The 20,583-nt window shown below is 38.3% G+C and carries 18 protein-coding genes and 1 riboswitch; of the genes, 17 read left to right on the top strand and 1 reads right to left on the bottom strand.

Annotated features, from left to right (window positions below; translation table 11 throughout):
* Positions 1 to 23 precede the first annotated feature (23 nt).
* On the top strand, positions 24 to 263 hold the full coding sequence (rpsR, locus tag ABC371_RS05615) for a 30S ribosomal protein S18 (RefSeq protein ID WP_010677416.1): 240 nt from the start codon (positions 24 to 26) through the stop codon (positions 261 to 263).
* A gap of 86 nt (positions 264 to 349) precedes the next feature.
* On the opposite strand, the gene thiT is transcribed toward rpsR, so the two are convergent.
* The gene (thiT, locus tag ABC371_RS05620) at positions 350 to 919 is read right to left on the bottom strand and encodes an energy-coupled thiamine transporter ThiT (RefSeq protein ID WP_412895884.1); all 570 of its coding nucleotides are present in this window, start codon (positions 917 to 919) and stop codon (positions 350 to 352) included.
* Between the two features lie 74 nt (positions 920 to 993).
* A riboswitch (TPP riboswitch) is annotated at positions 994 to 1,095 on the bottom strand.
* A 229-nt stretch (positions 1,096 to 1,324) separates the two neighbouring features.
* Between thiT and ABC371_RS05625 the strand changes: the two genes are divergently transcribed.
* From ABC371_RS05625 to ABC371_RS05700, 16 genes are all read left to right on the top strand, one after another.
* Entirely contained in the window at positions 1,325 to 2,254 is a 930-nt protein-coding gene (locus tag ABC371_RS05625) for a YybS family protein (RefSeq protein ID WP_412895885.1), read from the top strand.
* 28 nt (positions 2,255 to 2,282) lie between these two features.
* On the top strand, positions 2,283 to 4,256 hold the full coding sequence (locus ABC371_RS05630; protein WP_412895886.1) for a DHH family phosphoesterase: 1,974 nt from the start codon (positions 2,283 to 2,285) through the stop codon (positions 4,254 to 4,256).
* Positions 4,253 to 4,699: a 50S ribosomal protein L9 gene (rplI, locus tag ABC371_RS05635; RefSeq protein ID WP_412895887.1), complete on the top strand. Its 447-nt coding sequence runs from the start codon at positions 4,253 to 4,255 to the stop codon at positions 4,697 to 4,699. Before ABC371_RS05630 ends, rplI begins: the two co-directional genes overlap by 4 nt.
* 295 nt (positions 4,700 to 4,994) lie before the next feature.
* Positions 4,995 to 6,359 carry a replicative DNA helicase gene (gene dnaB / locus ABC371_RS05640; protein ID WP_412895888.1) on the top strand — a complete coding sequence of 455 codons (1,365 nt, stop codon included), beginning with the start codon at positions 4,995 to 4,997 and terminating at the stop codon, positions 6,357 to 6,359.
* A gap of 375 nt (positions 6,360 to 6,734) precedes the next feature.
* On the top strand, positions 6,735 to 8,171 hold the full coding sequence (locus tag ABC371_RS05645) for a peptidoglycan DD-metalloendopeptidase family protein (RefSeq protein WP_412895889.1): 1,437 nt from the start codon (positions 6,735 to 6,737) through the stop codon (positions 8,169 to 8,171).
* A 231-nt stretch (positions 8,172 to 8,402) separates the two neighbouring features.
* Entirely contained in the window at positions 8,403 to 9,110 is a 708-nt protein-coding gene (gene yycF, locus ABC371_RS05650; RefSeq protein WP_116354469.1) for a response regulator YycF, read from the top strand.
* A gap of 8 nt (positions 9,111 to 9,118) precedes the next feature.
* The gene (walK, locus tag ABC371_RS05655; protein WP_412895890.1) at positions 9,119 to 10,948 is read left to right on the top strand and encodes a cell wall metabolism sensor histidine kinase WalK; all 1,830 of its coding nucleotides are present in this window, start codon (positions 9,119 to 9,121) and stop codon (positions 10,946 to 10,948) included.
* Positions 10,929 to 12,251 (top strand): YycH family regulatory protein, encoded by a 1,323-nt coding sequence (locus tag ABC371_RS05660; protein ID WP_412895891.1) that lies wholly within the window; start codon positions 10,929 to 10,931, stop codon positions 12,249 to 12,251. Before walK ends, ABC371_RS05660 begins: the two co-directional genes overlap by 20 nt.
* Positions 12,238 to 13,011, top strand: a complete 774-nt coding sequence (locus ABC371_RS05665) for a two-component system regulatory protein YycI (RefSeq protein WP_412895892.1) — start codon at positions 12,238 to 12,240, stop codon at positions 13,009 to 13,011. The genes ABC371_RS05660 and ABC371_RS05665 overlap by 14 nt, the downstream gene beginning before the upstream one ends.
* A 6-nt stretch (positions 13,012 to 13,017) precedes the next feature.
* The gene (locus tag ABC371_RS05670; RefSeq protein WP_412895893.1) at positions 13,018 to 13,812 is read left to right on the top strand and encodes an MBL fold metallo-hydrolase; all 795 of its coding nucleotides are present in this window, start codon (positions 13,018 to 13,020) and stop codon (positions 13,810 to 13,812) included.
* 143 nt (positions 13,813 to 13,955) lie between these two features.
* Positions 13,956 to 15,038: a sensor histidine kinase gene (locus ABC371_RS05675; protein WP_412895894.1), complete on the top strand. Its 1,083-nt coding sequence runs from the start codon at positions 13,956 to 13,958 to the stop codon at positions 15,036 to 15,038.
* A gap of 15 nt (positions 15,039 to 15,053) precedes the next feature.
* Complete coding sequence (locus tag ABC371_RS05680) at positions 15,054 to 15,683, top strand: response regulator transcription factor (protein ID WP_412895895.1); 630 nt, start codon at positions 15,054 to 15,056, stop codon at positions 15,681 to 15,683.
* Between the two features lie 149 nt (positions 15,684 to 15,832).
* Positions 15,833 to 16,765 carry an ABC transporter ATP-binding protein gene (locus tag ABC371_RS05685; RefSeq protein ID WP_412895896.1) on the top strand — a complete coding sequence of 311 codons (933 nt, stop codon included), beginning with the start codon at positions 15,833 to 15,835 and terminating at the stop codon, positions 16,763 to 16,765.
* An 11-nt stretch (positions 16,766 to 16,776) separates the two neighbouring features.
* The gene (locus ABC371_RS05690; RefSeq protein ID WP_412895897.1) at positions 16,777 to 18,036 is read left to right on the top strand and encodes an ABC transporter permease; all 1,260 of its coding nucleotides are present in this window, start codon (positions 16,777 to 16,779) and stop codon (positions 18,034 to 18,036) included.
* On the top strand, positions 18,033 to 19,148 hold the full coding sequence (locus ABC371_RS05695; RefSeq protein WP_412895898.1) for an ABC transporter permease: 1,116 nt from the start codon (positions 18,033 to 18,035) through the stop codon (positions 19,146 to 19,148). The genes ABC371_RS05690 and ABC371_RS05695 overlap by 4 nt, the downstream gene beginning before the upstream one ends.
* Positions 19,149 to 19,276: 128 nt before the next feature.
* Positions 19,277 to 20,509: a S1C family serine protease gene (locus ABC371_RS05700; protein WP_412895899.1), complete on the top strand. Its 1,233-nt coding sequence runs from the start codon at positions 19,277 to 19,279 to the stop codon at positions 20,507 to 20,509.
* The last annotated feature ends 74 nt before the right edge of the window (positions 20,510 to 20,583 follow it).

Here is a 20,583-nt window from a genome sequence, read left to right on the forward strand (position 1 = left end):
AAATTCGGAAGGAGGAAAAAGAGATGGCAGGCGGACGTAAAGGTGGACGTGCAAAGCGTCGTAAAGTGTGTTACTTCACAGCTAATGGAATTACACACATCGATTACAAAGAAGTAGATTTACTTAAAAAATTCGTTTCTGAGCGTGGTAAAATCTTACCTCGTCGAGTAACTGGTACAAGCGCAAAATACCAACGTAAATTAACAGTTGCTATTAAACGTGCTCGTCAAATGGCATTATTACCATATGTATCTGGTGAATAGTAAACAAAAGCGATGACTGTCAATGCGGTCATCGCTTTTTTTATGGTTATTTTTTGACGGGACCAAGAGAACCGTCCCTGTGGTTCTTACATTGTTTGCTTTTGTATGAAAAAACGAGGTGAAGCTACTATAAGTAATACTAAAACGATTGAACATGCAATAAAGGATCCTAGCATTGCAATGCTGTTAAATGTAAAGGAGTAAAACACAGGGTCCATTCCTTTTGGTGCATACATGCCCCAGTATATAAATCCAGCAAGAAAATGCCAGAAGTAACGTGCTACACTTCCTACAAATATTGCGAATACAATCATAACTAAAGCTAATCCTTTTTTATTTTTATTTAACATGTTTTGAACCGGACTTTTAAATAAACCAGCAAAACCGATAAAAGGAAAAGCAATTACAAATTCAATAAAACCTTGTAATGGATGAATAATTTGAGGGTCGAATACAAGTTGTAATAATCCCCATATTAATCCTGAAAGAAACCCTGTTTTGAATCCCCATCTTAAAGAAATAATAAATACAGGAACCATTGCAAAAGAAATGGATATTGTTGCGATTTTAATAGATGGTACAAATATGTCCAGTGCCAACGCCAATACTGCAAAAATTGCAGCTTCAATCATTGCCTGTAATCTTGTGTTTCTCATAAAAAAATCCCCCTTGAAGTATGTTGTAAAAAAACGCACCCCAAAGGAGAACAACTTTAATAAAAGTATAAGTTCTCAGGTAACTCTCACATCCCTACGCTAGCATTAACTAACAGGTTCGAAGGGTCTGAACTCTAATGTTCACTCTCAGCAAAATTGCTCCCCTTGTGGTTACGTTTATTCATTTAATTACTATCATAATAGAAAATAGGGAAAAGTAAAACAAAAAGTTTTTATAACAGGAGATATTCGACTAAAGAATGACAGGTTTCTATGTCAAACTTTGAAGACATCATGTTCAGTGGAGGTCCAAAAGTTGAAGACTTTCTAGTAAATCTTTAAAATAGAAAGTGATTGTTAAAATAGGCTCATGTTTTAAAGGGTCATATAAGTTGAGGTGAAAAGGTGAAAAACGCAAAAAATTTAACAGAAGGCGCCATGCTACTAGCTTTTTATAGTGTGCTATTACTTCTTACTTTATATATCCCACTATTAGGAGCTTTATTTTTATTCCTTTTGCCAGTACCATTTATTCTGTTTACGGTGAAATATCGGGTAAAGCAGTCATTCCTATTTCTACTAATTGCCTTTTTATTATCTGGGCTATTAGGTTCGGTTTTGGGGATTATACATACGATTGTGTTTGGAATAACAGGAATCTTACTAGGTGAGTTGATCAACCGAGGAAGAAGTGGTATCGAGCTTTTTCTAGGCTCCTGTTTATCGTATTTGTTCTCAATCGTGCTACTGTATGTAACAGCTATAGCAGTTCTGCAAATTGATGTATTTGACATGATTCGAGAGAGCTCACGGGAATCTTTTGCCATGGCTGAGAGTATAATGAGGGCAACAGGGGGCGAAGTGAATAAAGAGGCTATTGCAAAACTTGAAGAGTCAATTAACATGATGCAATACATCGTCCCAAGTATGTTCGTTTTGTTTGCGATGCTTCTAGCCTTTGTTACGGTAATAGCAATGAAACCAGTGCTTACCCGACTTCAAGTGAAAATGAATCCATTTCCACCTTTCCGGGAGATTACTTTTCCTAAGAGTATTTTATGGTATTACTTACTAATTTTACTTTTAAGCTTTGTTGAATTGGAAAAGGGTACGTTTGGGTATACCGCCTTTTTAAATCTCTTTTTTGTTCTGCAGTTATTTATGATAATTCAAGGTCTGTCCTTCATTTATTATTTTTGCCATCAAAAAGGAATTACAAAGGCTGTGCCAATTATACTGACAATCTTCACACCATTTCTCCTTTATATTATTCGAATCTTAGGTATAATTGACATAGGGTTTCAACTGAGAAATCGAATTAGCGGAAAGAAGTAAAACAAAGCTTTAGGGAGCTGAAAATTACATGCCAGATTTTTACAAAAGGAAGTTATTTCGCTATCCTATTTATGCATTGCTTGTGATAACAAGTATTTTTAGTGCAATTCTTGTTTATTTTAAATGGATGATCGGGTTAGCATGTTTTCTGCTCCTTGGATTTATTGTGTATTTTTTATTAAAAGCAAACTCAATTCTAAAAAAGGAAATGGAGCATTATATCTCAACCCTTTCGTATCGCTTAAAAAAGGTTGGCGAAGAAGCGTTAATGGAAATGCCGATTGGGATCCTGCTTTATAATGAGGAATTTCAGGTTGAGTGGGCAAATGCCTATTTATCGAACTTTCTTGACGCAGATACGCTGGTAGGAAGATCGCTTTATGAGGTTGAGGAACTGATTGTACCCTTAATTCAACAAGAGATCGAAAGTGAGACAATTACATTAAATGAGCAGAAATTCAAGGTCATCATAAAGAGAGAAGAACGTTTACTTTATTTCTTTGATGTAACTGAACAAATGGAAATTGTGCAATTGTATGAAGCAGAGCGAACTGTTTTGGGGATTATCTTTTTAGATAACTATGATGAAGTAACCCAGGGAATGGATGATCAACGAAAAAGCTCGCTTAATAGCCAAGTTACATCCATATTGAATGAATGGGCGAATGAGCATGGCGTCTTTTTAAAGCGGACTTCATCTGAGCGATTCATCGCCGTGTTGAATGAAGAGATCCTATCGAATCTTGAAAAAACAAAATTCACGATTTTGGATGATGTGAGGGAAAACACCGCAAAAGATAGCGTAGCATTAACCCTAAGTATTGGGATTGGAATAGGCGTTCCAACACTTCCAGAGCTTGGTGCGGCGGCGCAATCAAGTTTAGACCTAGCATTGGGACGTGGTGGAGACCAAGTTGCGATTAAACTTCCGAATGGGAAGGTTAAGTTTTATGGCGGCAAAACGAATCCCATGGAAAAACGGACCAGGGTCCGCGCACGAGTGATTTCACATGCATTAAAGGAAATTGTCTCTGAAAGTGATAAAGTCATCATAATGGGCCATAAATACCCTGATATGGATGCAGTAGGGGCTTCCATTGGAATTTTAAAAGTGGCACAAATGAACCATAAAGAAGGGTACATTGTTTTAAATCCAAATGAAATTGATTCAGGTGTAGGACGTCTACTTGAGGAAGTGAAAGAAAATACAGAACTCTGGTCCTATTTTATTACACCAGAACAAGCTCTTGAAATCGCTACAAACGAAACGCTGCTTGTTGTTGTAGACACCCATAAGCCGTCGCTTGTTATTGAGGAAAAACTCGTATCAAAAATTGATAAAGTAGTGGTCATTGACCATCACCGTCGCGGTGAAGAATTTATACAATCACCATTACTCGTATATATGGAACCATATGCCTCATCTACAGCAGAATTGGTCACAGAGCTTCTTGAATATCAGCCAAAGCGTAAGAAAATCGATATGCTTGAGGCGACTGCTCTACTTGCGGGAATTATTGTTGATACAAAGAGCTTTACGCTTCGAACAGGCTCAAGAACATTCGATGCGGCATCCTATTTACGTGCTCAAGGTGCGGATACGGTCCTCGTTCAGAAATTCCTTAAGGAAAACATGGATCAGTTTAAAAAACGTTCAAAACTGATTGAATCAGCGTTTATTTATAAAAATGGAATTGCGATTGCAAAAGGAAAAGAAAATGAGACGTACGATCAAGTGATGATTGCTCAGGCAGCAGATACATTGCTAACGATGAATGACGTAGTTGCCTCATTTGTGATTTCCATCCGCCATGATTTAAGAGTTGGAATCAGTGCTCGGTCATTAGGAGAGGTCAATGTCCAGTTAATTATGGAAGGTTTAGGTGGCGGTGGCCATTTGACAAATGCAGCTACTCAGCTTACGGACACAACGATCGAAGAAGCAGAAGAACAGCTACTTTTAGTTATAGATGAGTATTTAGAGGGAGGTACAAAGGAATGAAAGTCATTTTCTTAAAAGATGTAAAAGGTAAAGGAAAAAAAGGAGAAGTGAAAAACGTATCTGATGGATATGCCCACAATTTCCTAATTAAGCAAAACCTTGCGATTGAAGCGACACCAGCAAACATGAAAACATTAGAGGCAAAGAAAAATAAAGAATCAAAAGAAGCTGCAGAAGAATTAGCACAATCAAAGCAACTAAAAGAAAAGCTTGAGGCTTTAACGGTTGAGTTACAAGCAAAAGCGGGTGAGGGCGGCAGACTATTCGGCTCTGTAACTAGTAAGCAAATTGCCGATGAGCTTGCGAAAAAACATGGAATTAAAATTGATAAGCGTAAATTTGATCTTCCGGATGGAATTAGAGCATTAGGTTATACTAATGTCCCTGTAAAATTACACCCAGAAGTATCAGCAACTGTAAAAGTACATGTCAAAGAACAGTAATTTCCATTGAAAAAGAACATAGAAAACAGATAGAATGAAAAATGTGGTTTTGTTTACATACAGGATCACATTTTTTTCGTATAACAAGCTTTTTCATTTCGAAATTAGTATAATAGATAGATAGATAGATAAGAAAAGCGCAAGGCGCCCATTTATCGACGACAAGCATAAGACGAGCGCTGACAGAAGGTGCCTTTTACCTTCAGAAGCGATTGGCTTATGACCTCGAGTCGATGGTGCCTGGAGCTAGACAACAATCACAAAAATTTATACAAATAAAGGGAGTGGAGAATAGTTGAGTGACATTTTTGCTGATCGTATTCCTCCGCAAAATATAGAAGCAGAGCAAGCTGTTTTAGGCGCCATTTTTCTAGAACCGAGTTCACTTACTCTTGCTTCAGAAGTATTGATTCCAGAAGACTTTTATCGGACATCTCACCAAAAGATTTTTGACGCAATGCTAAATCTCTCAGATAAAGGTGAACCGGTCGACCTTGTCACGGTTACTTCTGAGTTAGCGGATGTCAAGATTTTAGATGAAATTGGTGGAGTTTCTTATTTAAGTGAATTGGCAGGCTCTGTTCCAACCGCAGCCAATATTGAATATTATGCGAAGATCATTGAAGAGAAATCGATTTTGCGCCGATTGATCCGCACGGCAACGACGATTGCAACGGATGGTTATTCACGTGAAGACGAGGTTGATTCTCTATTAAGTGAGGCCGAAAAAAATATTATGGAAGTGGCAAACCGTAAAAATGCGGGTGCTTTCCAAAATATTAAGGATGTTCTCGTCCAAACCTATGACAATATTGAAACCCTTCATAATCGTGTAGGCGATATTACGGGAATTCCAACAGGATTTACAGAGCTTGACAAAATGACAGCTGGATTCCAACGAAATGATTTAATTATCGTGGCAGCCCGTCCATCTGTTGGTAAGACAGCCTTCGCTCTTAATATTGCGCAAAACGTAGCAACAAAGACTGATGAGAATGTCGCCATCTTTAGTCTAGAGATGGGGGCTGAGCAGCTAGTGATGAGGATGCTTTGCGCAGAAGGAAACATCAACGCCCAAAACCTACGTACCGGCTCCTTAACACCCGAGGATTGGAGTAAGCTAACGATGGCAATGGGAAGCTTATCAAATTCAGGAATTTATATTGATGATACCCCAGGCATTCGTGTTAATGAGATTCGCTCAAAATGCCGTAGACTAAAGCAAGAAAGTGGATTAGGGATGATTCTGATTGATTACCTTCAATTGATCCAAGGAAACGGCAGAAGCGGCGAAAACCGTCAACAAGAGGTTTCTGAAATCTCTCGTTCCTTAAAAGCATTAGCTCGTGAATTGAAGGTTCCGGTTATTGCCTTATCCCAGCTTTCCCGTGGAGTTGAACAAAGACAGGACAAGCGTCCAATGATGTCAGATATTCGTGAATCAGGAAGTATTGAGCAGGATGCAGATATTGTAGCTTTCTTATACCGTGATGATTATTATGACAAAGAGTCAGAGAATAAGAATATCATTGAAATTATTATTGCAAAGCAACGTAACGGCCCAGTAGGAACAGTTTCGCTGGCTTTCGTCAAAGAATATAATAAATTCGTCAATCTCGAACGAAGGTTTGACGACGCTGGTATTCCACCAGGAGCGTAAAAAGGACGTGTCACAATTGTGATACGTCCTTTTTTTAATCTATGTCATTTTATCTATGAAATATGTTAAATGGATGCCTTTAGAAATAGGAAATCGACAGAAATTGCATAGTTCTATAAGTGGAAAGACCCAAGTCTATGTCAAAATCCTACAAAAACGTGTAAAAAAATGGAAGCAATGCTACAATTATATTACATATTGGAAACTAGTATACTATTTTTCAAATTCTATGGTAAATTAATAAAGTATAAAATAGAGAGATTTGTCGAACTATCGAATACGTCTTGGCGTATTTTGTAAGATAACGCTTTTCAACTCACAGGGTGAGAGGAACGAATTTTCGGACAAGCAACCTTTGTTCAGGGAGGAAAGACCGTGTCAAATCAAAATAATAATAAAAAAGCACCAAGAACATACATGACTTTATTTAAACGAGTTGCCATTACATCTGTTGCACTTTCAACACTTGTGTTTGGAACTGTATCTGCTGATACAAAAATTCAAACCGTGTATCACATATACATAGATGGCCAAAGAGTGGGAACAGTTGATTCCAAAAATGTCGTAGAAAAAGTAATTGATCAGAAAGTAAATTCTTTAAAGGACCAATATCAAGAACTAGACCTAGTCGCAGATAATGTATCCATCATAGAAGAACAAGCTTTTCATCCTACTTTTAATAATGTTACTACTGCAAAGAAGTTAGAAACGGAACTTGAAATTGCAGCGGAAGCTAAAGCTATTACTGTTGACGGAGAGCCAGTTGCATACCTTAAAAATGAGGAAGAAGCAAATGAAGCTCTTAAACAATTAAAATTACAATATGTAAACGAAGAAGAGTTGCAGCAACTTGAAGCTAGAGCAAACTCAGAAGAGCCTTTACCAGCATTAGCTGAAGGACAGTCTCGTTTATTAGACGTTTCATTTGTAGAAAAAGTTTCAATTTCAGACGAAAAAGTTTCACCTGAGCAGGTTAATAACCCTGCTGATACTGTTACATTGCTTCAAAAGGGAACTTTAGAGGAGAAAAAGTATCAGGTCAAAGAGGGAGATGTACTAGGATCTATCGCAGTTGACCATGATTTAAAAACTGCTGAATTACTAGCATTAAACCCAGGGATGACAGAAGATACTTTGCTTCAAATCGGACAAGAGCTAAATGTAACAGCATATAAACCATTTTTAACAGTTGTTGTTAAAAAAGAGCAAAACAAAAAAGAAACAATTAAGTTTGAAACAAAGGTAAATGAAAATTCAAATATGTTTAAAGGTGACAGAAAAGTAACCCAAGAAGGTCAAGATGGTGAAAAGACTGTTCACTATGAATATAAAATCATCAATGGCGTGACAACTGAAACAAATAAGCTTGATGAGTCCATTATCAAGGAACCAGTAACTGAGATTATCGAAAAAGGAACGAAGGTTGTTCCATCTCGAGGATCTGGTCAGCTTGCATGGCCGACAGTTGGCGGTTATATTTCTAGTCATGTTGGATATAGATGGGGAAAACTCCATAAAGGAATTGATATTGCAAGACCAAGCAATTATGCGATTAAGGCAGCTGACAATGGAACAGTAGTAGAAGCTGGTTATGATGGAAGCTTCGGTAATAAAGTTGTGATTAACCATAACAATGGAATGAAAACAGTTTATGCACACATGTCTTCCATTCACGTGAGTGTGGGACAAACAGTTTCGAGAGGTCAACAAATTGGTGTAATGGGATCAACAGGAAACTCAACAGGAACTCACTTACATTTTGAATTATATATAAATGGGGCTCTGAAAAACCCGTTAGAATATCTAAACTAATTCAGACTTAAAACCTTCAGCATGATGCTGGAGGTTTTTTCATAAGTATAAAGAATGACAAAGGCGTAAAAGGAGAGGACAAATGCCCTAAATCAGCGTTTTTTTCACACTTACTAATGATATACCTCCCTTTTTCTGCTAAAGTTAAAGATAAAGGTGCAAAATAAAAGGAACAATTCGAACTATATAAATGAAACCGTAAATTATTTCAAAGTGAAGGAGTAATCACGAATGGAAAAAGTAATTCTTGTAGTTGATGATGAGAAACCAATTGCAGATATATTGCAATTTAATCTAGAAAAAGAAGGATATAAGGTAGTTTGTGCTTATGACGGTAATGAGGCCTTAGAAAAGGTGGAGGAGGTAGAGCCTGACCTTATTCTTCTCGACATCATGCTACCCCATAAGGATGGTATGGAGGTATGTCGTGAGGTACGAAAAAAACATGATATGCCAATTGTCATGTTGACAGCAAAGGACTCTGAAATTGACAAAGTATTGGGTCTTGAGCTAGGTGCTGACGATTATGTCACAAAGCCGTTTAGTACAAGAGAACTGCTTGCACGGGTAAAAGCAAATCTACGCAGGCACCAACAAATTTCCGAGGCGGTAAGCCAGGATACATCTAGTGAAATAACAGTAGGTTCACTTGTCATCCATCCTGATGCCTATGTAGTAAGTAAACGTGGTGAAACAATTGAATTAACTCATCGCGAATTTGAACTCTTGCATTATTTAGCGAAGCACTTAGGTCAAGTCATGACGAGAGAGCATTTATTACAAACAGTATGGGGCTATGACTATTTTGGAGATGTACGAACAGTAGACGTGACCGTCCGTCGTTTGCGCGAAAAAATTGAAGACAGCCCGAGTCATCCAACTTGGATTGTGACGAGACGTGGAGTTGGCTATTATTTACGAAATCCTGATCAGGAGTAAATCCCAAAATGAGACGACTAGGTTTTTTTCAGTCCATTCACATTAAATTTGCACTTATTTATTTGCTACTCATTTTAATTGCCATGCAAATTATCGGGGTGTATTTTATTGGGAAACTGGAGTTGCGATTAGTAGAAAATTTTAAAGTATCGTTAAATGAACGCGTCAATATGTTAGCGTTTAGCATGGAACAGGAAATGATTAAGGAGCGAGAGGATCCGGCAACTTTAGAAAAAGATATCCGGAGTATTTTAAGAGACTATGAGTCAGAGGATATTCAGGAAATCCAGGTAATTGATAATAAAAGCCGCGTAATAGGAAACTCAGATCCATATAGTCAAGGCGTTGTTGGACGAAAGTCAAATATAGATTTGGTCAAACGTACGTTATTATTAGGCGATAGTCTAGATGATGTACGTCGTCAGGGATATGACCGCGTATATATATCTTCAACACCGATTCGTTCGAATGGAAATATCATTGGTGCCATTTATTTAATCGCAAGGATGGAAAATGTCTATGATGATATTAAAGAAATCAATGATATATTCGTGACAGGTACCGGAATTGCGATGGCCATTACCGCAATTCTCGGGATCTTTGTTGCACAGACCATTACAAGACCTATTTCCGCAATGAGAAAGCATGTAGTGGAATTAGGGAAAGGGAATTATTCGAAGAAGGTAAAGGTGTTTGGCCAAGATGAGATTGGCCAATTGGCCATGACCTTTAATAATTTATCCAGCAAAATACAGGATGCACAGGCGACAACAGAAGGTGAACGTCGGAAGCTTTCTTCGGTATTGACACATATGACAGATGGGGTTATTGCCACTGACAAAAAGGGAAGGGTTATTTTAATAAATACACCTGCAGTCAATATGCTGGATGTTTCACGTGAAACAGTTCTTAATGAATCCATTGTATCTGTCTTAGGATTAGACGAGCAATACACGTTTGAGCAGCTTGTTCACGATATTGATACAGAAATACTTGATTTTAGTACCCATAAAAAGCAATACATTATTAAGGTTAGCTTTTCGGTTATTAAGAAGGAGTCAGGCTTTATTAATGGGTTAATTGCTGTTTTATATGATGTAACCGAACAGGAAAAAATTGAAAGTGAACGAAGAGAGTTCGTAGCGAATGTTTCGCACGAATTAAGAACGCCATTAACGACCATGCGCAGTTATCTTGAAGCACTAGCAGATGGTGCTTGGAAGGACGAAAAAATAGCTCCACAATTTTTAAATGTGACACAAACTGAAACCGAGCGGATGATTCGACTCGTGAATGATTTGCTGAAACTATCAAAACTTGATAGCAAGGACTACAAATTCTCAAAGGAACTCATTAATTTCACAAAATATTTTCATCGAATTATTGACCGATTTGAGATGTCGAAGGAGCAGCATGTATCATTCGTCCGTAATTTACCAGAGAAGTCAATTTATCTAGAATTGGATCCGGATAAAATTACACAGGTACTTGATAATGTTATATCAAATGCATTGAAGTATTCTCCAGAGGGAAGAACGGTCACTTTTGGATTGATTGAGGTAAATGATGAAATTGTAATAAGTGTGGCTGACCAGGGCGTTGGAATCCCTAAGGATAACATTAATCGTATTTTTGACCGGTTTTACCGGGTGGATAAAGCACGAACTCGTAAATTAGGGGGAACTGGGTTGGGACTCGCAATCGCCAAAGAAATGGTCGTTGCTCATGGAGGTAGGATTTGGGCTGAAAGTGAAGAAGGGGTTGGAACAACTGTTTTCTTTACCCTACCATCTGATGGAAATCAAGAGGGGCTAGAGGATGAATGGGATGAAGTATGAATCAATTAAAACAACCATATTAATCATCTTGGTGCTTTTAAGCATTGTTTTGACTTGGACTTTGTGGACTTATCAGCCCCAATATAAGGACATACAATCAGACGGTGTAGTTGAGGAAGTAACGGAAAATGTTCGAAAGGAAACATCCTTGATTATTAAACCAAGTAAAGTTCTCTATCACATTGAGGGCAGGCATTTTGGAACCTTTAGTGAGACAGAACTAAATCGAGTGATGAAAGAGATCCGGACCTGGGAGATTCAAGATGTTCAAAACATTACACATACTGTTCAAGATGATGGTTTAGCGGACTTTTTGAGTCGAAATGGACATGTTGAAATTTTCTTCCCAGATCCATTTCCTTTGCAATTATATAAATCATTTTTAAAAATAAATGATAAAGAACATTCGTTGATTTCATTTGATCGATTTGTCATTGATGTTAATTCAGAGAATCGTGAAGAGGGCATCGTGTACTTTGTGTCAACAGGTGACAACTTGGTGTATGAGGGCAGGATTAATAGCGGGTTACCTCGAGACTTTAGAAGAAGTTTCTATACTACAGCAACGAGATATCCTGAGCAAATTGAATATTCACTTTCAGAGACGAATTCGGTTTATTTGCCAAAGGATGAGATATCTGTAAATCGCCTTGACTATTTTACTGATACAATCGATATCAAAACCTTTGTTGACCGCTTATTTACGGATTCCGACCTTGTAAAAGGGGATAGACTTTCTACAGGTGAGGTTTATACGGATGGAACAAGACTTCTAAGAATCTATACCAATCAGAAGTACATTGAATTCATTAATCCAACGAGAATGAGTGGAAATCAGTCTGATACGACAGATTTAATTCAGACAAGTATTGATTTTGTTAATGAACATGTTGGCTGGACAGATGACTATCGCTTTTTTAGCTGGAATAAAGAGAGCCAAATGACAAAGTTTAAATTATTTGTTAAAAACATTCCTGTCTTTAATAGTAATGGTCTAGTTGATATTACACAGCAATGGGAAAATAATGAGATTGTGGAATATGACCATCCATCGGTAAGCCTACAAATTGGTTTGCCTCCAAGCGAGAAGAAACTTTCAAATGGTGAATTGGTAATGGAGACAATCACCTCTATACCGAATTTTAATCCTGAGCTGCTTGACAGTGTGACAGTTGCATATGAGTTAAAGGAGAATAAAGATAATTCCCAATTTGTTTCACTTCAACCGACTTGGTACTACAGGTATAATGGAAAATGGGAAAAGGTTAAGGATATAGGGGGGCATGAAGATGGATTGGAGTAAAACCAAGTCTGTATTTATCATTACCTTCCTGATTCTAAATATCTTTTTAGGGTATCAGCTTGTTCAGAAAAGGGATAATAGCCAACTCGATGCCATTGCAGAACGTACTATCGATGAGAAGCTAGCGGATGAAGAAATTACGTATGAAGCTTTGCCGAAGGAACCGAAGGAATTAAGTTATATCAGTGGCAAGGTACAGATTTTTAAAGAAGATGATATCAAAAAACTAAAAAACCAAGAGGTTAACATAGAAACCGCTGGGGTGTTAAAGGGTAAATTTAGTGACTCTATTAAAATATCGTTAACTGACCAAGTGGTGCATCAATTTGTGAAGGACCATTTGCTAAGCGGTGAGAAATATACCGTTTGGAGTGTGGATCAAGAGACAGGGACGATTGTTTTAGTTCAACAACATAACAATTACAAGATATTTGATACGTCTCTAAATATTAGTGGGGTTATTTACTTATCTATAAATGAAGATCATGAAGTCGTATCCTATGAGCAAACACTACTTTCTGACTTTGAAGAGCATAAGTTGGAAGAGGTAATTTCGCCTATCAAAACCCTAGAAAATCTTTATGATAATTACCATTTAAAATCAGGCAGCCATGTGTCTAAAGTGGAAATTGGGTATTACCCACTCGTTCCAAATTCTGAATCACAGCTATTAGCACCGACGTGGCATGTTGTTATTGATGATGAGATAGATATTTACGTAAATGCCATTGAAGGACAAATTCTAAATAAGACGGAGTGAATGATTATGGGGTTGCATTTTAGTGTGCTCGCAAGTGGGAGCACAGGAAATGCGTTCTATGTTGGTACAGACAAGCATTCCTTGCTTGTAGATGCAGGGTTAAGTGGGAAACAACTAGAACTTTTATTTAAAGAAATCAACAAGGAAATTAAACATCTTTCAGGCATCCTTGTGACGCATGAGCATAGTGACCATATAAAAGGGCTTGGTGTACTCGCAAGAAAGTACAAGCTTCCCATTTATGCGAATGAAAAGACATGGAAGGCAATGGAGCACAATATTGGAGAAATCCCGACAGAGCAGAAGTTCATTTTTCAAATGGGGACGGTCAAGACATTTGGAAATATGGATGTTGAATCATTCGGTGTTTCTCATGATGCAGCCGAACCGATGTTTTACGTATTCCATCATGAGGGGAAAAAGGTTGTTGTCATTACGGATACAGGCTATGTCAGCGACAGAATGAAGGGTACGATAGAAAATGCCGATGCCTATGTGTTCGAAAGCAATCATGATGTGTCAATGCTTCAAATGGGTCATTATCCATGGAGCATCAAGCGCCGTATTTTAAGCGATGTTGGGCACGTTTCAAATGAGGATGCTGCACTCGCAATGTCAGATGTAATTGGAGACCGCACGAAACGAATCTATTTGGCGCATTTAAGTAAGGATAATAACTTAAAAGAATTAGCACGCATGTCGGTTAAGCAAACCTTGGAAAGCAAAGGGTATGAGGTTGGAGAGCAATTCGATTTGTATGATACTGATCCAAAGATTCCAACCAAGCTTGCATATGTGTAATAAAATAGCCCGGGGATTTATGCTAGGGTAAATTGTAATAGAAGCTCATTTGATTTTGATCAGATGGGCTTTTTGTTTTGGAAAATACTTGCCGTACCCATAATTTTCTAGTAACTTGAAACTAGGATGAAAGTGGGGATGGTATGAAAGCATTTGTTTTGCGTACGGTGGGTTTAATGGTGCTTTGGGGGTTGTTTTTTATCAACGAAAAGTCAGTCCCAACCGCGTTATCAATTTTGATTTGTGCGGCAGTCCTGACATTTTATTTTTTTCTGAAGATCACACCTAACCCAGTTTATCTATATGGGGGAATAACTGGACTTCTTTTGGTACTTGGAGTTGTTGAAGAAGGAAACTCATTTACCTACTTATTATTGATGTATGTTGTCATATTAGCAGCGAATCAGTTAGAAAGTAAAACATTTAAATGGTTCGGAGCTATCACGATAGTGGCTTTATTTGGCCTATTTTTTATAGTGGAAATAAACTTATCCGTGTATGTTTCGATACTCTTATTCTACCTCCTTACACTTCAAGTTAATGAACTGTGGACTAAGCGGGAGGAACAGCGCAGCCTATATGAAGAATTACTTGGGGAATATCGCAAGCTAAAAAGGGTTGCTCTTGTAACAGAGGAGGAAGCGCGCTATCAGGAAAGGACCAAGATTGCAAGAGATATTCATGATTCAGTTGGGCACAAGCTGACAGCACTGCTTATGCAGGTAGAGATTCTTTCGATCCAACAAGGTCCTGAACATTACAACGAGTTAAAGGAATTGGCGAAAGAGAGCTTAGAAGAAACCCGTTTTGCCGTCCGAACCTTAAAAGACAGGGAGCATGAAGGTATCGCAACGATTTTACAGCTAATTAAAAAGCTAGAGGCAGAAAGCCATATCATGGTTCAGTTTACAACAAAGCAAGGTATTCTCTCAGAGCGACTTACGAATCAACAAAGTGTAGTGCTCTATCGTGTGATTCAGGAAGGACTAACAAATGCAATGCGACACGCTCACTCACGTGAAGTCCAGGTGGTACTAGGAAAAACAGCAGACGGACATATGGAGTTTGTCATTAAAAACCGAATTTATAAGAAAGAACCCTTTCAAGAGGGGTTTGGGCTTACCAATATGCGAAAACGTGTTGAGGAAGTAGATGGAATACTAACAGTCTATCAAACGGATGAACAGTTTGTGATCAAAGGAATAATTCCGTTGAAGAAACTGTAAAGGTGGGAAACGAGTATGTTGAATGTGTTGATTGTAGAGGACCAATCGATTGTGAGACAAGGGTTGAAGCTTATGCTTCAACAGGACGAGCAAATACGGGTAGTAGCAGAAGCGGAAAACGGGGAAGAGGCCATCAAAAAGATGGAAGCCCATGTTATTGATGTTGTGCTAATGGATATCCGAATGCCGGTTATGAATGGCCTTGAAGCGACGAGAAAGATTAAGGAACGCTGGCCAAATGTGAAGATTTTAATCCTCACGACTTTCAATGATGATGAATATGCAATCCAGGCATTAAAATATGGTGCCAATGCATTTCTATTAAAAACATCAGATCAACAGTCATTGATTCATGCCGTTCATAGCTGCTTTCAAGGGGGACTTCCAATTCATGAAGAGGTTGTGGCAAAAGTCATGCCGCGATTATTACATAAGGTAGAGAAAAAGCTTGAATTGCCTTTGTCCGCCCGGGAGTTGGATATTACAAGATTAGTAGGGGAAGGAAAGACAAATAAAGAAATCGCAGATGCATTATATTTATCGATTGGTACAGTAAAAAACCATATTACACAGATTTTGCATAAATTAGAGCTTCGGGACCGTACTCAGTTAGCAATTTTTGCTGTAAAAAATGATATTACATAAGGCTTAAGGGGGTGTCCAAATTATAGGATTACACCCTTTTTTAATGGAAACATGACTTAAGTCATGTTTTTTACATAAACAAGTGACCGGAGATAGTGCTCTAAAGAGACATCAAAGTCTAAGATAAAACTATAAAGGAGGCTGACGTGATGTTAGAAATTATTGATTTATCGAAGAAATATAAACAAAAATTTGCCGCACAAGGGATTAATATGTTTTTGGAGAAGGGCGAGATTGTGGGGCTGCTAGGTCCGAATGGTGCCGGGAAATCGACGACCATTTCGATGTTGTCATCATTGGTTGTTCCGACTTCTGGGGATGTACGGTTAATGAACGAAAGCACGATTAAACATCCACAGAATATCCGAAAAATTCTAGGTGTGGTTCCACAGGAAATCGCCCTTTATACTGATTTATCAGCGGAAGAAAATTTGCGTTTTTTTGGAGAGATATATCGATTAAAGGGCGCCGAATTGAAGCAACGAATCGAAGAAGTATTGGAGCAAATTGGCTTAACCGACCGAAGAAAGGATCTCGTAAAGACCTTTTCAGGTGGTATGAAAAGAAGGCTAAATATTGGAGTGGCTCTGTTGCATAATCCAGAAATCATCATTATGGATGAGCCAACGGTTGGGATTGACCCACAATCGCGAAACTATATTTTAGAAACAGTAAAGCGGCTGAACAAAGAACGGGGAATGACCGTTTTATATACCAGTCATTACATGGAGGAAGTCGAGTTCTTATGTGACCGGATTTATATTATGGATAAAGGACATATTATTGCATCTGGTACAAAGGAAGAGTTAAAGAATATTTTATCCTCTGAAAATACGATTTCTATCAAGGTAGAACGTGCAAAAGAAAAGTTTATTCAGATGCTTGAAGCAGATCCGACCGTTCGTCAAGTAAAGGTGCAGGATCGTGATATTACGGTGATTGTCCCAAAAGAGTACAATTTGTTCCAAAAAATCTCCCAATTTGCTGAAGAAACAGGGACAGAATTAATTTCAGTTGAAGTAAAAGCACCGACACTTGAAGATGTCTTTCTTCATTTGACAGGTAGAGCGCTAAGAGACTAGGAGGTGAAGCAATGATTATTCCATTTATAAAAAAAGATCTATTAGTGTTGCTACGGAATCCACAGGAACTACTCGTTTTAGTTCTAATGCCACTCATCCTTATTGCCATTCTTGGCTTTGCTTTAGGTGGGGTTATGGCAGGTGATACAACATCCATTTCAGCTAAAGTCGCTTTCATTGACCATAGTGAAGAGCGAAAGGATATCGATGCTTTTGTTCAAAAGGTAAAAGCAAAAGGACTGCCACAGGAAGCAGAAACTGCATTAATCCAGGGAGCAGATCAGCTACGCCCTATTCATATTTTGCTAGATGAAGTGTTTGGGAGTAAGGAATTAAAAGAAATTCTAGAGCTTGAGCAAGTGAAGCCAGAACAATTGGATGAACTAAAAAAAGATGACCAGTATTCTGCTGTCATTGAGATACCTGAAAACTATACATTTGATGTTCTTTCCTCCGCATTACTTGATGAGCCTTCCACAGCAACAATTAAACTTTATAAAAATGAAGGCAAAGAGATTTCTCCAAAAGTAGTGGAGGATGTACTAGTGAATTTTCAAAAGCAAATGACTTCTATGACTGTCATTGGAAAAGCGGGAATTCAGTTAGAAGCAGTTGAAAGTGCAAAGTTAGGGGATATTGAAACGGTAACAGAACGAGAGCCAATCAACTCCTTGCAATACTATTCCGTCGGCATGAGCGTTATGTTTATTATGTTTATTGCTTCACATCTAGGTTCATTTGCGTACCGGGAAAAGCAGTTGCAGGTGTATAATCGAATTATTTTATCCAATACATCCAGATGGTCATATTTAGGTGGCATCTTTCTCTCGGTTATGGTCATTTCGATTGTTCAGCAAGCCATTTTATACGGAGTTACTTCTCTTATATTTGATGTGGTTTGGAATGATCTTCTTGGATTTTTCCTAGTTAATTTTTCATTATGCTTTGCAATTGGTGGCGTAGGGGCATTGTTGACTGCATTAAATTTCCGAATTGACTCAGAAGGTGTCTCAAACTTTTTTGGGAATGTGATGGTTGCGATTTTTGCCTTTTTAGGTGGTAGTTTTACACCGATTGGCGAAACTTCCTCGGTAATTGGGGTATTGGGCAATTTCACACCAAATGGTGCAGGGATGACTGCCTTATTGCAATTGCTGCAAGGAGTAGAGCTTTCAGCAATTGATCATCATATCTATTATTTGGTTGGCTTTGGTTTAGTGATGCTAACAGCGGCTGTATTTAGTTTTCCGAAAAGAGGTGATGCTATATGATAAGTATTTTACAGGCAAAATTTAAATTGTTTTTGAGAAAGCCAATGCTTATGATTGGCATGACCGTGATGAGTATTGTCTTTGCATTATTATTAGGTGCTGCAAATTATACAAATATCAATATACCCGTTTATACAGATATTGAAAACATTGAAGAAACGACGCTCTGGAAGGATTTAACCCAGTCGCAAAGTTTTGAGTTTAAACTAGTTACGGAAGAGGAAGCTAAGAAAATGGTCAGTGAAGGAGATGCTGAGGCTGCGGTGAAGCTAGAGGAGGACTCCTACACGATTGTTGTTGTGACAGAGACGTCGTCTAACCTTCATTTATTAGAAAGCTATCTGCAGACCTTTTATGGGGACCTTTTGATGGAAGATAAAATTAAAGAGGCAACCGCTACAAGTGGTCATATCGATTCCAATGCCGTTTTAGAAGAATTAAAAGAAAAGGAAGAGAATCCGTTATTCAAGATCGAGGCAGCTTCTTTCCGTGGTGATGATGCCGTAATAATTGATAACCAGCTACAGACGATTTTTGGGTTTACCTTATTCTTTGTCATTTACACGATCTCCTATAATGTCCACAACATTTTACAGGAAAGAACGTGGGGAGTGTGGGACCGGATGATTTTATCCCCATTAAAAAAATGGCAGATGTACGCGGGCAATTTAGTGTATAGCTTCCTCATGGGATACCTTCAGGTTGCGCTTATCTTTTTCGTGTTCCGCTATGGGGTTGGGGTAGAATTTTACGGGGGATTTGGAAAAACATTAATTGTGTTAATCCCATATGTGTTCTCAATTGTCGCGTTGGCGCTGTTTTTAGTCAGTGTTGTAAAAAGTACGCAGCAATTCAATGCGATTATTTCACTTATATCAGTCTCTTTATCAATGCTTGGTGGAGCATATTGGCCATTAGAAATTGTTAGTTCAGACTTTTTATTGAAGGTATCTAACTTTGTTCCAATTAAGCATGCAATGGAAGGATTAAAAGCCGCTACCATTTATCAAGCACCAATGAGTGAATTACTTTATCCAATCAGCATTCTGACATTAATGGGAGTGGTGCTAATCGGAATCGGAATAAATGTGATGGAACGAAAAAATGCATAATCCATGGGTGGAAAAAAGGCAGGGGCAATCAGCTCCTGCCCTTTTCTTCGTCTAAAGCTCGGTCATGATTTACATAAAATATGGGTAAAATTGAATATAAAAGATCTTTTAAAAGGAGAAATGACGGTATGGGGTATTATGATCAAGATTATGTAAATCAGAGATCAAAACGAAGGGGCCGCGGTGGATGGTTTTTTTCAGCATTAATGGGAGCCATCATTGGAGCGTTGCTTGTTATTGTTTTATTACCGACGTTATCCAAGTATCATTTACTTCCATATGAGGAGAATACCGCTCCCGAAGAGGTAAACGGACTAGATGATGTAGAGAAAAAAGCACCGGCAACAGGAGAGAGTGTCCAGCAGACAATTAATGTTAACGTAACGTCTGAAATCACCGATGCTGTGAATCGGGTAAGCGAAGCGGTCGTAGGAATTGTTAATCTTCAACAAACAAATTTTTGGTTGGAGGAGTCTACTGCAGCAGGAACAGGCTCAGGAGTTGTATATAAAAAAGGAAATGGCAAGGCATTTATTGTTACAAATCACCATGTCATTGAAGGAGCTTCGGATATAGAAGTTAGCTTAAGTGATGGCTCAAGAGTAAAGGGAACACTACTTGGGAGTGACATTTGGACGGATTTGGCGGTCATTGAAATTGACGGGAGTCATGTAGAAAAGGTTGCTCAATTTGGGAACTCCGATACTATTAATCTGGGGGAGCCGGTCATTGCCATTGGAAACCCATTAGGACTTGAATTTTCCGGGTCCGTTACACAAGGCATAATATCAGGCTTAAATCGGACGATTCCGATTGATATTAATCAGGATGGAGTGCCAGATTGGAATGCCGATGTCATGCAAACAGATGCGGCGATTAATCCAGGGAATAGCGGCGGTGCGCTTGTAAACATCAAGGGCGAAGTCATTGGCATCAATTCAATGAAAATTGCACAGGAAGCGGTTGAAGGAATTGGTCTATCGATTCCCATTACAAGTGCAAAGCCCATTATTGAGGACCTTGAACTCTATGGTGAGGTGAAACGTCCATTTATGGGCGTGGGACAACTTCGATCACTAAGTGAAATTTCCTCCTACCATCGTGCCCAAACTTTACATCTACCAAATGAGGTAACAGAAGGAGTAGCCGTTTTAGAAGTGTTACGAAATACACCAGCATCAAAAGCGGGATTACGGGAGCTTGATGTTATTGTAGAACTAGATGGTGACAAAATTACATCGGTGGTAGAATTAAGAAAGCATTTATATAAAAAATCGGTAGGAGACAAAATGGAGGTCACATTTTATCGAGCGGGCGAAAAGCAAAAGGTGACCATCCAATTGGCTAGAGAATCAATGTAGAAAATATAAACAGGAGAGTGTGGATTCTCCTGTTTTTTGTGGACAAAAATATATGCTAAAATGGGTAAGATAAT

Origin of the sequence: Bacillus jepli (assembly GCF_047238305.1) — a bacterium.
GTDB lineage: Bacteria > Bacillota > Bacilli > Bacillales > Bacillaceae_L > Ferdinandcohnia.